This is a genomic window from uncultured Ruminococcus sp. (assembly GCF_937915125.1).
Lineage (GTDB): Bacteria > Bacillota > Clostridia > Oscillospirales > Ruminococcaceae > Ruminococcus_C.
Window position 1 is genome coordinate 1 of sequence record NZ_CALDMP010000037.1, and the last position, 15,408, is coordinate 15,408.

Genomic DNA, 15,408 nt, shown 5'->3' on the forward strand with positions numbered 1-15,408 from the left:
ATACTTTTTGTACACTTTCTGGCGAATTGTTGTATGGTTTACTTGACTTTTTACACAGAAAACGATAGCATCAAAAAGAAAACGTTAACTCCTAAAATAACAAACAGCCACAGCGATTTTGACTTCAATGTGGCTGTTATCGTTTGATGATTGCCGGAAAAGTGTTTATTTCTCGGCTTTTTTATAATAAAAATGCACCTAACGATTGTATCATTCGTTAGGTGCAGATATGGCTAAGAACTATAATTTTGATACAATGCACCCTTTCAGTTACAAAAGGGGGCATTTTGCTGTTTTCAGAGCTATCGTTTCGGAATTACCCTCAAACAACCGCCTCCACAATTGTACTTATTTTCTTTCTGGGCGGTTATCTAATGGATAGGTTATAAACAGTTCCCAAACAAAATCCCTCCTATCAGCCGCATGGAACCTGACAGGAGGGATACTTACAAATATTTCACCGTGTTTTTTTTCTTTTGCTGCACATAGTAATTGTGAATGCACTGATACTAATGAGCAAAATTACAATCTCAAAATCCAGATTGCTGCCACTTCCTGTCTTTGGAGATTCAGAATTAATTTTTTTCTCCGGCTTCTCCGAATTTTCGTCTGGCTCGCTATCAGGCTGCGAGGCTTCATCAGAAGAAGCTTCTATACGTGCCATAACCACTGTATTACCTTCATGCTCCACTGCAAAAGCATTCATAGGCGCTGATAGAATGATAAAGCACACTACGAAAAATATCACGCATAAACACTTAATCGATTTTATATGTTTCATTTTATATAAATAGACTCATATTATGTCGTGCGTGTAATAAGTGCGCTGTGGAAGAGGATAGTTCCGCTGTAATCGCCAGCAATGGCAGAAAGATCCTGGTCATACAAGGCGTTTTGATTCAAAGCCAGTGTAACATCCTGTGTGGCACCTTCTGTTCCCGAGGCAAATGTGGTGAGATGGTATCCATAAGAACCAGGGGCAGAATCATCGTTAATCGCTGTAAGGTCAGTAATATTTGTGTCACTCACTGCATCATCATAAACATCATAAGATATTTTGAACGGATCACTTGCAACGTCCTTTTGCGTCAGATAAAACTGATTGTCTGTAGATGCGCTGTCCTTTATATAAACAGAAACCGCCTGGTTGCTGTTTATATTCAGCTCTGTTGCTTCAACCTGAAAGTTGTGGTAAGCATAATGAGCCGTATCAGTGTTTTCAGGCTGTATCAGTGTGCCGAAGTCAGCAGTTTCAGGAATTGTGATCACATAGCTGACACTTCCCGGATCAACAATATTAGCGGTTACTTCTGTTGAACCATCCTTGTCAGTGTTTGTCAGAGTTCCGGCAGATACCGACATAACAGGAATAACGGCAATCATGGCAGAAATCAGGAAGGGTATCATTTTTTTGGTTTTCATAAAAAAGCATCCTTTCAAAATTATATTTTTAGAAAGTCATGTTATTGACTTTCGCTGACAATTAGTGTGAATTCCGACTCTGCGGAATTCAGTGGGGAATGCTCCTCATCAAGAGTAACACACTGATAATAAACGATTGCAGTGTACTCCCCTGCTTTTAGATCTGTTGAAAGCGGAATTTCTGTTAATCCATATCCAGGTTCAAGTAGCTCAGATTTGTAAAGCTCTGTTCCATCCTCTAGCTTAACAGTTGCATAAAAGCCGCATTCATTTTCCTTAGGATTGCCGACACTTAGCACAAGACTTGTGTCTCCAGCTTTCATCACAGCTGTGCCATAGCCAGGAATTTGAATGCCTCGTTCCTGAACAGCTCCTTCATCCTCAAGACCCGTATCCCATCCGTCAGATACCTTTCCCACTACCCCCTGTGATGGTGCGGGCGTCTCGGTGAAGAACCTGTTATAAACAATCACTCCGCTAATAACCAAAGCTGTAACAACAAGCAAAACAATGACAAAAATCCATATTTTTTTCTTTCCCTTATCTTTCATATTACTCAACTTTTTTCCTTCTTTTCGCCATGTATAAGAGTGTAATTGACGCAAATGCAATCACCAATACTGCAAATAGCTCTGCTTCACCTGTCTTTGGCGAACTGCCAATTTTTTTGGTATTACCAGCCACAGCTGTTCCCCCTGCATTCGACACCTCATCTGTTGTTACGGTAGTATCAGCCACAGTTTCCACAATGGCAAAGGACATAGGATTCGGAATGGTAAATACCGCTTTTTCGTTCTCAACAGAATCAGGCGTATAGTATGTAACATTGCCGTCATGATCTATTGCCACAAGCTGAATATTCTGATGATCAACCGGAACGGTCATTTCAAAGCCCTCCTGACACCAAAGCTCAGCAGGAATATAATTACTGTTGCTATCAGTCAGGCTTAATGAATATGCTTTGAGAATATTATCTTCCCCTGCCGCTGAAGCCAGTTGTGAATACTCATCATCGTTTTTACTGCTGACATTGTAATTAATATTCAAATCCTCGTGCATACTGCTCTTAACGGTTATATTGTTTCCGGCAGATTTTGTTTGGATTTTCAGGAAGTTACCCTGTACTGTAGGATAGCCCTTGTTCAGCAGTGTATTATAATTCCATACAACCTTTTCATTGCTGACAGCGTTAAGCTTGTCAACAAAGTCAGTGGTCTTGAATTCCTCAGCCTCTGATATAGCTTCGTTGGTATTATCCGTTAATTGTTCTGATTTTGTTCCCACTGCCTCAAATTCGCTTGAAACGATGTAAAATACATTCTGAACTGTGGGTGTCTTGCCATTGTATCCGTTCGTGCCTGAGATGGAGCCTTTGTTTGTTCCATAAGCATAACCCGAATTGTAGGAGCTTTTGATTGCTCCGTTATTCTTTCCTGCAAGACCGCCTGCAGTGCTGCTGTCTGTCGTTCCGATTTTCGCATTATTGACACAGCCGAAAATTTCGCCTGTGTTTTCTCCTGCAATACCGCCGCACTGCACGCCCTTTATCACAGCCTCATTACGGCAGCCAATCATAGAACCGGAGTTTGTGCCTGCTATACCGCCGCTGATATCGCCCAAAATACTGGAATTCAAGCTGGCAGCCTTAATGCTCTTCCCCTTGAGATGTATCGTGCCTGACGTGAAGTTCACACCGCTGATACAATGATCAATTGTCCCCTTGTTCACTGCGGTGATTCCGCCTGCAACCTTGGAAGAGGAAGTAAAATCGCAGTCAAACACGAATAAATCTTTCACACAGCCATCATTGCCGATTACCTCAAATAATCCGCCGTTATCGGAGGAATCCACATTAAGACCCATAATGCAGTAGCCGTTGCCATTAAAGGTCCCGTTAAAGGGCTTATCATCTGCAACAGATCCGATACCCTGCATCCATTTGGAATCGTCAGGTGCCTGAATATTGTTCATCAGCAGATAATTCTGTGACCCATAAACCTCATAACCGCTTCTTACAAGATTTGAAAGCTTTACAAGGTCATCATAGGTTTTGATCAGTAAATTACCGTCATCGTCCTCTTCAAACTCGTCAGGCTCAGGGGGCGCCTCGGAATAAGTGTTTGAATAGGCATCCTTATAAGACAAATAGTAAACTGTTCCGCCTTTAAATTTTGGATACTGATCCGGTGTTTTACCGTTATCAATATTTTGGTACCAAACCTGTGTTCCGTCTGTTACTTCATGATTCAACAGATAAGCAACCTGACCGGAAGCGAATTCCTCTGGTGTTTTTGTGGTTGCCGATGTATCTGTGAGTTGATTGCTGATACAATAGCAGTTATCTATGGAACCAATATCATCACCACTGATACCGCCCACAGTCTCTGTATCTGCTCCGGTAACACTTCCTACGTTAAAGCAGTTTTGGATTTGTCCGGTGGACGAATTATCAAGGGTGTTACTTCCTCTTATTGCACCTACAAATTTATTACCCGTTACAGAACCAGCGTTATAGCAGTCAATGATCGATCCGCCGCAGGTTGACCCGACAATTCCTGCAACCTTTTCGTTACCTATCACCTCAGCTTCGCTGTAACAGCAATGAACCTCAACAGAGGAACTATTGTCACAGCCTATAATTCCACCTATACTATTTTTTCCTTCAAAATGACTGTTGTAAACGCCAAGATTTTGTATGTAGGCGCCGTCACCTGTGCAACCAAACAAACCAATATTATCAGCATCTGTATTTTTGTAATATAAACCGCTGATTGTAAAGCGCTGACCATCAAACTTACCTGTATATGAATTGTCATAGTTGCCTATTGGAACCCATTTTCTGAGAGTTGTTGCTCCTATATCATCAATGCCGATCACATTAGTGCGGTTTACAACAAGATCTTTAACAAGAACAGCATTGGCTGCTCTGTTCTGAGCATCAAAATCGGCATGGGACTTATCACCGTTTACCAAAGAAGCAAACCAATAGAGCATCCCCGGATTACTTATTTCATAGCAATTATCATTGTTTAAAACCGCAGGCTGATAATCGCCGCATATTTTACAAAAGCCATAGTAGTCAAATTGATGCTCTGAGGAACCTGTGCCAACTGGATAGTTGCTGTATGATTTTTCAAGCTCATGGCAGGCATATCCGTAGTAAACTGTTCCCCCGGTAAATTTCGGATAAGCGTCAGGGATTTCACCGTTATCAAGATTCTGAAAGAATGAGCGCGCTTTATACGATTCACTGTGATTCAGCAAATAAGCGACCTCGCCAGAAGCAAACTGTTCTGGTGTTTTTGTGGTTGCAGATGTATCTGTGAGCTGATTGCTGATACAATAGCAGTTATCTATGGAACCTCTACCGTCACCTCTGATACCGCCCACATGGCTTGTTCCTGTTCCGGTAACACTTCCAACATTAAAGCAGTTCTCAATTTTTCCGGTGGTCGAACTATCTAAGGTGTTCTTTCCTCTGATTGCGGCAACATATACATCGCCCTTGACTGAGCCTGCGTTATAGCAGTCAGCAATTGTTCCGCCGTAGGTCGAACCTACAACTCCCGCAACACCCTCTTTACCGATAACGGTTGCCTCACTGCCGCAACACTTGACAGTAACGCCTGAATTATTGTTTCGGCCTAAAATTCCGCCAACGCAGTTGTTTCCTTCAAAATAACTGTTAAGGACAGTGACATTGGCGATGTTTGCACCGCCTCTTGTGTAGCCGAAAAGTCCGACATTATCAGCTTCTGAATTGCTGAAATACAGGCCACTGATATTATGGTCATAGCCTTCGAAATTTCCTGTATAAGAACAATCCGGTGTGCCTATGGGAATCCAGCTTCTGACAGAGCTTAACTGTGAACTGTCAAGGTTGTTCATATCATAACGGTTCACATAAATATCGTTCATCACAACTGCGTTTGCCGAACTGTTCTGTTCGTCAAATTCTGCAAGCGTTCTGTCGCCGTTTACCAGGGAAGCAAACCAATAGAGTGTACCGGCATTGATGATTTCATAATGACTGAAGCTGTTAAACTCAGCAGGCTGATAAAATCCGCAGTTGATGCAGAAGCCGTCACTATCAAAATCATGCTCTACGCAAACGGCATATTTTAATGTAACATCACAGTTCGGCATCACAAAGCTTGCTGTTTTTCCGCCGTCTACCGTATCATTAAGGGTTAGTGGTCGTGACACATTACCATATTCCATAAGGACCGTATTCACTTTTCTATCAACAATAATGTTTACAGTTTCGCCCTCGGCAAAAAGATTTGAATAAGCGTCCAGAGAAACAAGGTCTGTTGAACCATCTTCTCCCTCTACATAAACCTTATGACCTTCATTTACATTCAGCGTGAGGTGGATATCAGAATATGGCGCATTGAATGTATATATGTAGTACCCATTTTCATCAACAAAAAGTTTTTCTATTTGATCCCTTTCCAGAATTTCAGTTTCGCTTGTTACTTTGCTCTTATTCGAAGCATCATTGAATCTCTGCATCGTAATTGAGCTTAAAACTGTATTATCCGATGTTGGCTTGAAACGAACGGTAATCTCACTGCCTGCCTCTTGTGTTGTGCTTGTAGCCTTGCTTCCGTTATTATCGATATATATTTCTGCACTGCCGTTTCCGCTAACACCAACGCTTGTTTGTTGATTAAAGATCTCGCTGTTGTCCGATGTATCCTTATTTTCATTCGCCAAAATCACGGAATAAGCCGTGTTATAATTTTCCCTGTCCGGTTGAATCTCTTCAGCGCTGACATCAACTATTTCAAATACAGCTCCCGGAGCCTGTGCATTGGCATCAATTGTCTTAAATTTAACATATTCTGTCGAAAAGCCGTTCCCTTTGAGTTCAGTTTCAGGCGTCATGATGTAGGTTGGATAACCTCGTGTGTATGAAAGATAATCTGAAAGGTATTTTGACGGTGTACTGTCGCACAAAGCAAATGCCTTCGTATTAAACAATTCGGAAATATCTGCCGAATCGGATATCGGCTTATATTTTGTGTTCGTTCCGTCTTCGTAAACTGCCCACGAAACTAAACAATAAAAGTCATCGTTAATAGTATGCGTATCAAAGGCCGTTGGAGTCTCATTTTTTTGTACAAATCTCGTTAAATGGAGATTATACGGAATTTCATCATCTGGAATATTACTGTCATATTGTGTCCCATCAAGAATCAGAAATGAATTGATACCCCTATTTGTCAATGTGAATACTCTATTGAACACCGTTTCAGCTTTAGCAAACTCAGGAGAAAGAATTGGATATCCTTGCCCTTCCACTAAATAGAAGTTTCCGATGTTCCTCATTACCACGGTTGTAGCATCCTCAGGTTTTGGATATTCATCCAGCTTGAGATAAATTCCGTCCACAAGGGAAACCTTCAGTTCTCTGTCGAGCACCTCTTCCATTGCCTTTGCAACATCATTGTTCAGCGTCTGATAATCTGACACTTCTTGGGTATAGTTTCCCCTTACCTCATCGTTATTGGGATAATATTCTTCCAAATAGTCTCCCTGCTGAGAAAGATACTCCTGATGAAGCATCTCTAAAAGCAAGATTTCCATAAATTGCTTTTCAATGCTCGTTTTTATATATTCATATTGGTCAGTTGCAAAAGGTAATCCACTGAACGCAAACTGGGCAACGGTATCAGCGTAATTGTTTTCGTTGTCGAAATTATCATACATATCATAGATTGCTGAGTGTAAAGTATTGTTAATCGTACTTTTGCCGAATACAGCAGCACGTTTTTCTTCATAGGAGCAATCCATATCAAAATCGTCATCTTGGCATTCGTACATTTTAACGAAATTTAGAAATAGGTCCTTGTTTGCGCTTTCAACATCCTCCAGAGTTTTTGAACCTTCCTTGTACTCATTGGCAACATCTATATAATTTTTATAGGATTGCAGCGTTTCTCTAATATTGTACTCCTTTTCAATATTCAAGACGTCACTTTCCCACGTTTCTTTTACACGGTAATACGCATCGTTATATTGGCTCTCTCCCATAATTTTTGTCATTTGAGAGGAATACCTTGTGAGCTTTGTATCAATTTGATTCAGCTCATTCAGAATTTCCTGGCATAATTGTTTGATTTCGGCCATAGCCTGACCGCCGGAGGTGCCGAACACATATTTATTCAGAATTGACACAACCTTCTTGACCCCATCAGACTCAGTTGAATTTGCAACTGCTGTAAGAAGGTTTCCGCAGAGAGTGTATCCGGCACTATAAAGCTTGTTTACATTAAAGGTTTTAAACGAAGGCCCCCAAAAGGGTTTTTTAGCAGGTGCCTCAGCAGCAGCTTCCGCAGCTGTCACACAAATCGATGGAGATTTCGCTGCGCCTGCATACAACAGTGAAACTGATGAAAAGGCTATGCACAGTGTAAGCAAGATTGACAAAAACTTCTTTGAAATATTTTTTACCATTTTACCTCACCCTTAAGTTGAATTTAATAGAAATCCTATATCTAAGGGACACCTCTAAATACCCCGAATCCGTCAGATGTGGTGCAGATTTGCGACAGATTCACTTGCGGAAAAATGCAGGTATACTTGGTGTATTTCAAGTTTTTCCGCAAGTGGAGATGGCACAAAGATGCGCCGCAGATGGCGGGTGAGCGGGTTTTTAGAAGCGACCTAAGGTTATTATATATTGTTAAAGCTAAAAAATCAATAGACTTGGAACGAAAAGACGTTTAAACAGCTTAAAACGACAAACAGACAAGATGAGGGTAAAAAAAACAGTGCAGATTTCAACCTGCACTATAGCTTGTCAAAAGCGATTGATAGAACGAATCGTTGGTTCAAAAGGGTTGATTAGCCCTCTGGTGGGGGGGGATCCCAAACTTTTTTTACGAGCTGAACCTTATTATGATTATAAAATATTTTTAATTTGACTTGATAGTGACTGAAGTTCTTCTTTGGAAAGTTTATCCAGATTTTCTAATTTATCTAGAGCCGCAGCCTTACTTGCCTTATACTGCATTGAAACAACATCGTTATTAAATGCTACCACTACACCAGTAACAATAGCAACAACGAATATGGTTAAAACCGACAGAAAAACGGTTAATATTCTGCCAATAAAAGTGGTTGCTATAATATCACCAAAACCTATTGTAGAAAATACCGTAAAGCAATACCACAATGAATCACCATAGGTTTCTATTGATGGCTCAATAAGCCAGAGAATCAATGCGTCCGCAAAAAAGAAAAGCAAATATGAAATTATAATTTGATTTGCTTTTGTGCGTTTAAGTACACCTTTTAAAAGTCTTAATTTTTTCATAGCCATACATCCCATATCATTTTTTATATGATTATATCAAAGGCAATACCGCACAAAGATTGTGCGTCAGATGCGCCGTCAGATTTTTCGTCAGATGAAACAAAAAGCGCAGTGAATACTTTTTGTATTCACGAGCATTTTTGTGAAATATGACGGAAAATATGCAAGCATATGACGTGCAAAGCCGTCAGGCGCTCTTTGTGCGGTGTTGCCCAAAGACAAATAAACTCATCGAGAAATATGCGGGCAAATCAGGATTTAGCTTGTGGATTTCAGAGTTAGCGCTAATGTTTTTCCTAAATATAGTTTTAACGCCTGCTGCGCTTCACTGCTGCTTTCCATGTATTCAATTTCATCAATATTAAACAAAATACAGCCGCAATGCCCTTTGAAAGTCGGAAAGCAGATTACTTTCAGATAGGTATCAATTTCAGGACTGAAATCAATCAGTTCAATGGTTTCATTGTATAGTGCTGTGCGCTCGTAGCCTTTCAGCCATTTTGAATCCATATTACTGAACAGACTGCCGAAAGAATTTCCTATAAGCTTATCAAGCGGCAGCTTCTCAAGCTTTGACAAAGCGGCGTTACCGTATCTAAAAATCCAGTCAATCGCATGTTTTTCCTCATTAAAAACCATCTCAATATCCGTAAAGGCAAAGGGTAAATTGTCAAAGCTGCTGTAATGCCTGGAATATTCCTCTTCCGTTTCGGGAATACCGCTATTGTTAAAACTTTCGATAATTCTCTTTTGCTTCAAATGAAGCTGTTCGATTATCTGTCGTTTTTTTCGTATCGTGTACTCAAGAGATTCCCCGTTACTGAGATTAATTTTGTCTGTGATGTTGTGTATTGCCATTGCAGACACAAGACATCCCCTGTGTACCTTTATAAAGCCATCTCCAAGCTCTTTTTCAAGTTGAAGCAAGGATATATTCGTATCATAAATTTTATTGCCTAAAACATGAATGTTTGACTTTTTGCCTGTTACTATAATATATAAAATCGAACTTACGGAAAGCACAATCGATTTTCTGTTTGAAATTATTGTGATATGCTTTGTTTCTTGCATTTTAAAAACCTCTTTCACATGAAAAGGATAAATCACTTATATGAAAGTCGCATCAAAATATCAGATAAATCTTTAGCTCCTCATCTGCTTTCATATTTTTATTATATCAAGGTCACCTCTAAAAACCCGCTCACCTGTCATCTGGGGAGCGCTGTGATTTTTTTAGTGTACATAAGTAAGTATACACGATTATCATTCTTTTGTCAATTCTGTAATATCACTCAGGGAAAAATGTCGTTTCGTTCCTGTTTCATGTCGATTCAGCGCAAGTTTATTGACCTGATCAGCTTTGTATGATATACTATAGATAAAAGCATACATTAATCTAAATCTGATATTATGAATTTTGAAACGAAAGGCTGGAATGAATTATGAGAAAAAAGTCTATAATGTTAGTGAGTGCTTTGCTTTTGTTTATGCTCTGCAGCTGTTCGTCTGCAAACGAGAAAACCACTGATGTCGGACAGACAGAAAGTGTGACAGAACAGACAGAAAGTACGACAGCGCAGCAGGAGAAAACTGCACTTTTCGGAGAACCCTCGGATTTCAGGGAGAACATGGAGCAAGGGGATTTCTATGTTCAGGAAGGCACATTTGGCGAGCTTGATACCATTGAGCTTGCTTCTCAGGGCAAGCTCATAAGCTGCTTTGGTAATAACGCAGGCTCTGTTTACACGGTATTCTATCTGCCGGCAGCACCGGAGCAGGACTATGCCGTTGGAGATCCCGAACGTGGCTGGGAGGACGAACAGGCAACCCAGTATGACTCTCCGGATATCAAGAATCATCCTGCCAATCCATATTTTTCTCCTGCAGGCTGGCAGTATAAATTAAGGGCAGACGAAGCTCTTGTATTGTTTACGGAGCTTCCTCCGGAATGTAAGTATTATTCGTTTATCAATTATGTGATGTTTACTGAAGAAAAAGAAAACAAGGATTATTCAGCAGAAAAAGGATATTTCCGTGTCGGAAACGAGGAAACAGGTTATTATCACCCTGTATTCGGTTCTATCGGTTCTTCAGTAAACTCCGAAAATGTCAGATATGCCGGAAACAGTCCATACAGTTCAAAAGCTGTAATTGTCGTAAGTGCAAATCAGGACGTTACAGATTCCGTTGTCCGGCAGCTTGGTAAAGCAGGCTTTTCGGAAGACGTGATAAACGTTATGACAATTCCCGAAAATACATACAGAATGGGTCTTGAACAAGGAAAGGATACTTTTGCATTCTTAGGAAGAATTTCCCAGCCGGTTGATCAGCAGGCTTACGAGAAGTATATTGCGGAATTAAGTGCAAATTCTACTGTATATCGTGTAACTCCGAAAACAGAGCTCCCGTCATCGCCCTATGAGAACGAAACTCTGACGCCCAGAGGGACAGGCGAGCATGAAGCGGCTGTTCTTGACAATGTTGAAGAGCATCTTGACGAAATCCGAAATTCCCTCATTGCGCAGTATGGAGATGAGTATGATTACGAAGAACTGACAAGCGACATTGCCGTGCCCGAAGGATTGACAGCCTACACAAAGGATACCAATGCGCAGGGAGATAATCGTGATACCTCATATCTGATGACCCAGAATTTCACGCTTGATTCCGACGAGGACTTTATCGTTGTTTACGGCGTAAATCATACTGCCACGGGAAAAGCGAAATATTCAAATGCGGTTCTCTATGCCCGCCCGATGCTGAACGGTGTGTGCAGTGTATATGATTCTATGTTCAGCGGAACTGCAAAGAATTATCTTGAGGAAGATTGTGGGGACGCAGACAGCTACTACGTATATAAAATGGCACGAACTGAAATGGACGAGAATACAAAGATCATTGAATATTCCACGGGCAATGAAAAAGGTAAATATTACGGTACGGACAACGGAGATACATTGTTGATGGCTTTCCGTGCCTATATGGATGAGACCGGCGTCGGTGCGTCATATTACGAAATCGTTTATGACCGGACAATTGTGTTCCATAAAAAATAACATAGGGAGTGGTTAGATCATGAAAAAACAGATAGCCTGCGTGCTGAGCACAATAATGGCGTGTGCAATGCTTTGCAGCTGTACCGGAAAAACAGAACCGCAGATGAAACCGGCAGAGTCAGATGTCACGTCATTGGGATTGAACGCCGAATCAAAAGAGGCTACACAGTATACCAAGGACGCTAATGACAAGGTATATGCGCTGCTTGATTTTGATGACAAGACGGAATACGAAAATGCATCAAAGGGGCTTATCACAAGTCCGGAAAAGCTGGAAATTTACGACGAAAACGGAAAACTTGTCTGGAGTCAGGCGGCGTATTCGTTTATCGAGAGTGATTCCCCCGATACTGCAAATCCCAGTCTCTGGAGAAATACACAGTTAAATCATACATACGGCTTGTTTGAGGTCGCAGATGGAATATACCAGGTACGTGGATATGATATGACAAATATTACATTCGTAAAAGGCGACAGCGGCTGGATCGTTTTCGATCCACTGATGACGTCCGAATGTTCTAGGGCGGCTCTTGAGCTTGTGAATGAGAATTTAGGAGAATATCCTATCAAAGCAGTTATTTTCAGCCATTCACACGTCGATCATTTCGGCGGTATCGAAGGAATTCTAACAGAAGAACAGGTAGAAAAGGAAGAAATCCTGCTTATCGCACCTGAAAACTACGAAGAGTATGTCGTAAGTGAAAATGTATATGCAGGTACTGCCATGGCAAGAAGAGCAAGTTATCAGTATGGTTCGCTGCTTGAAAAAGGTGAAAAGGGCGCTCTGGGCATTGGTATCGGAATGGGACAGTCTAATGGGACGACGGGTTATATTTCGCCAAATACAGATATTACCGAAACAGGACAGGAATTGGAAGTTGACGGCGTAAAAATGGTTTTTCAGCTCACGCCCGGAACAGAGGCACCTGCAGAAATGAATACCTGGTTTCCGGAGAAAAAGGCGCTTTGGCTGGCAGAAAATTGCACGGGTACACTTCATAATCTGTATACCCTGCGCGGAGCTGAGGTCAGAGACGGAAACGCCTGGGCTGAATATTTGATGGAATCCCTTGCACTTTACGGAGAAGATGTTGAAGTTGTATTTCAATCGCACAACTGGCCACATTGGGGAAATGAAACGATAAACAAATACATTACCGATACTGCCGCGGTATATAAATTTATCAACGATCAGACGCTTCTTTATATAAACGAAGGCTATACGGAAACAGAGATATCAAATATGCTCGCGCTCCCAGAAGAGCTCGAAAAGGTATGGTATACAAGGCAGTATTACGGAACAGTTGCACATAATGCAAAGGCTGTTTATGAAAAGTATATGGGCTGGTATGACGCAAACCCTGTACACCTTGCTGAGCTTGAGCCGACGGAACAAGCAAGGAAATTCGTGGAGTATATGGGAGATCCGGCAGAAATCCTTGAAAAAGCAAAATCAGATTATGATAAGGGAGAGTACCAATGGGTAGCCGAGATTACAAACATTCTGGTTTATAACGATCCTGACAACATGGATGCGAGATATCTGTGTGCTGATGCTCTCGAACAGTTAGGTTATCAGTCAGAGTCCGGAACATGGCGGAACGTATATCTTTGCGCAGCGCAGGAGCTGAGATACGGTACAAACACCGATCCGAATACTCGGATTTCCGGAGCAAATATTTCAGACAAAATGACACCACCTATGATTTTTGAATTTATGGGAATAAAGGCAGATACAATGGCGATTCAGGATCTCAGCTTTACCGCACAGGTTGAACTGCCCGATATCTCCTATACCGTTACTGTTAAAAACGGAGTTATTCTTTATCAGGAAGGAATAACAAGCAAATCTCCCGATGTGATATGGAATACAAATACAGCGGGGCTTCTTTCAATCGCAGAAAACAATAAGGAAGGAATTGAGAAATTTGTTCATCAGGAGGGCGATACGGAATTAACTGATCGTCTTTCCGAGGCAATGACAGATTTCAGCGAATTTAAGTTTTTTAATATCATTGAGCCGTGAGGAGAAATGGGTTTTAAATAATTCTTTTTATCCTATCACTTTGCTTCAGCTTTTATTATACTCTCCCTGGAGCAAAAGAAATTGTTCGAGTTTCCGTTGGAAATGCATCATCAAATCATTTATGATAATATTTATCAGGAATAATCTTTAGGGCACCTCTAATAACCAGGTGAAAATTCGAAATAGCAACCATAACAATAAAAAACGCCGCTGATTCAGTTGAAAAGCTGAAAAAGCGGCGAATATGCAAGTTTTTTCGTTGCAATTTTGCCCTTTTATCTGCAAAAGGGCACAGTTATCCCGTACTAAACGGAATTTCGTTTTAAAAATTCGTACCTGCATATGTTATAAACAAGATTCATAAGCCCGATATTGAACCAGGCTCTGTCAATGCCGATACTACGTATGTTAATTCCTTTCATGCTGTTTGTCATGAACCCGAAAATGTGTTCAATACGACATCTGATTTTTGATTTTTTATGATTCGATTCCTTCTGTTCTTCTGTAAGCGGATGATCTCTATAGCCTTTTTCGCATATCTGATTTTCGCAGTTTTCGGGGAGATTTTCGGAAATTGGCGCACCTGAATAAGCACTGTCTGCATACAGCACTTCGTCTGTTTCTTCTATAAGTTCCACACATCGTTGACTGTTGTGCAAAGCTGCATCACTTACACCGTAATTGGTTATCAACTTGCTGTCAGCATCGCATTTCACATGATTCTTATAACCGTAATGTACTTCGTTATTCTTTTTTGTCCAGCGGGCATCCGTGTCCTTTTGGGCAAGCTTGTGCGCATTTTCAGGTTTTTCCCAATTCTCCGGAATTTCACCGTCTTTGATTTTTTGATTCTCGTCACGGCTGTTTCTCTGACGTGGCACGTCAACAAAAGTTGCATCTACAATAGTTCCTTTGTGCGTGATAAGTCCTTCTTTTTCAAGCATTTTATCAAACAGGCAGAATAATTCTTCCATTGCATTTGCTTGTGACAGGTCATTCCTGAATTTCCAGATTGTTTTTGCATCAGGTACAGAATCAAATAACTCTAATCCTATAAATGGGCATTTCAACATCATTTTCGTGAAAATGCACAAAAAAGGTGTAGTTAAGCAATGGTCTTCAAAAGGGCAGACTTGTCTCCACCATTTAGAGCGTAGTCGAAAATGAAAGTGATCTGCTCTCGTTGAATCGTCCGGGACATCAAACTTACCGCTGGGCATTCGTTCCATGTCCATATCTGTTTTGATTTCACTATGGAACTGCTCACAAATTGCATGATTATGGTACAGTTTGATAATATCCGCATCTGAATCCGGCAAAGATGTGTAGTACATATTGAACTCCGTGTCTGGAAACAGCATTTCCTGACCATTGGCAGTTATGGTTCTGTCAATGATCTCATATACCATCCGGATGGTGATATCGCCCTTTTCTTTCGTGTGAACGTTACGCCATGTACTCCCGATATATACGGTTTTCCCTTCACGAGGATAGCTGATATTTTTGCAGACTTTCCGCAGTTCTGCTGCCATTTCGTCACGGTTTTCACGGCGGAAGTTGTGTTTGACCAGGAACTTTAC

The 15,408-nt window shown here is 41.0% G+C and carries 9 protein-coding genes; 2 read left to right on the plus strand and 7 right to left on the minus strand.

Annotation, left to right across the window (positions count from 1 at the left end):
• Nucleotides 1-457: 457 nt before the first annotated feature.
• The 6 genes from Q0418_RS04325 to Q0418_RS04350 all read right to left on the minus strand — a co-directional run bounded on the left by Q0418_RS04325 (nt 458) and on the right by Q0418_RS04350 (nt 9,817).
• A complete protein-coding gene (locus Q0418_RS04325) occupies nt 458-664 on the minus strand; it encodes a hypothetical protein (protein WP_298482586.1) in 207 nt (68 codons plus the stop codon).
• Nucleotides 665-801: 137 nt separating this feature from the next.
• The gene (locus tag Q0418_RS04330) at nt 802-1,422 is read right to left on the minus strand and encodes a hypothetical protein (RefSeq protein WP_298482587.1); all 621 of its coding nucleotides are present in this window, start codon (nt 1,420-1,422) and stop codon (nt 802-804) included.
• Nucleotides 1,423-1,463: 41 nt separating this feature from the next.
• Entirely contained in the window at nt 1,464-1,982 is a 519-nt protein-coding gene (locus Q0418_RS04335) for a hypothetical protein (protein ID WP_298482589.1), read from the minus strand.
• Nucleotides 1,975-7,884 (minus strand): hypothetical protein, encoded by a 5,910-nt coding sequence (locus Q0418_RS04340; protein WP_298482591.1) that lies wholly within the window; start codon nt 7,882-7,884, stop codon nt 1,975-1,977. Before Q0418_RS04340 ends, Q0418_RS04335 begins: the two co-directional genes overlap by 8 nt.
• 448 nt (nt 7,885-8,332) lie before the next feature.
• On the minus strand, nt 8,333-8,746 hold the full coding sequence (locus tag Q0418_RS04345) for a potassium channel family protein (RefSeq protein ID WP_298482592.1): 414 nt from the start codon (nt 8,744-8,746) through the stop codon (nt 8,333-8,335).
• Between the two features lie 258 nt (nt 8,747-9,004).
• On the minus strand, nt 9,005-9,817 hold the full coding sequence (locus Q0418_RS04350) for a LytTR family DNA-binding domain-containing protein (protein WP_298482594.1): 813 nt from the start codon (nt 9,815-9,817) through the stop codon (nt 9,005-9,007).
• Nucleotides 9,818-10,206: 389 nt separating this feature from the next.
• Here Q0418_RS04350 and Q0418_RS04355 point away from each other — a divergent pair, with 389 nt between their 5' ends.
• Nucleotides 10,207-11,802 carry a hypothetical protein gene (locus tag Q0418_RS04355; protein ID WP_298482595.1) on the plus strand — a complete coding sequence of 532 codons (1,596 nt, stop codon included), beginning with the start codon at nt 10,207-10,209 and terminating at the stop codon, nt 11,800-11,802.
• A gap of 19 nt (nt 11,803-11,821) precedes the next feature.
• The gene (locus tag Q0418_RS04360; protein WP_298482597.1) at nt 11,822-13,828 is read left to right on the plus strand and encodes an alkyl/aryl-sulfatase; all 2,007 of its coding nucleotides are present in this window, start codon (nt 11,822-11,824) and stop codon (nt 13,826-13,828) included.
• A 305-nt stretch (nt 13,829-14,133) separates the two neighbouring features.
• On the opposite strand, the gene Q0418_RS04365 is transcribed toward Q0418_RS04360, so the two are convergent.
• A partial coding sequence (locus Q0418_RS04365) for an IS5 family transposase (protein WP_298482599.1) occupies nt 14,134-15,408 on the minus strand: 1,275 nt, incomplete at its 5' end.

What these genes read in the sequence shown, in the direction of transcription:
- Q0418_RS04325 (WP_298482586.1), bottom strand. Translation starts at nt 664, where the DNA reads ATGGCACGTATAGAAGCTTCTTCTGATGAAGCCTCGCAGCCTGATAGC.
- Q0418_RS04330 (WP_298482587.1), bottom strand. Translation starts at nt 1,422, where the DNA reads ATGAAAACCAAAAAAATGATACCCTTCCTGATTTCTGCCATGATTGCC.
- Q0418_RS04340 (WP_298482591.1), bottom strand. Translation starts at nt 7,884, where the DNA reads ATGGTAAAAAATATTTCAAAGAAGTTTTTGTCAATCTTGCTTACACTG.
- Q0418_RS04345 (WP_298482592.1), bottom strand. Translation starts at nt 8,746, where the DNA reads ATGAAAAAATTAAGACTTTTAAAAGGTGTACTTAAACGCACAAAAGCA.
- Q0418_RS04350 (WP_298482594.1), bottom strand. Translation starts at nt 9,817, where the DNA reads ATGCAAGAAACAAAGCATATCACAATAATTTCAAACAGAAAATCGATT.
- Q0418_RS04355 (WP_298482595.1), top strand. Translation starts at nt 10,207, where the DNA reads ATGTTAGTGAGTGCTTTGCTTTTGTTTATGCTCTGCAGCTGTTCGTCT.
- Q0418_RS04360 (WP_298482597.1), top strand. Translation starts at nt 11,822, where the DNA reads ATGAAAAAACAGATAGCCTGCGTGCTGAGCACAATAATGGCGTGTGCA.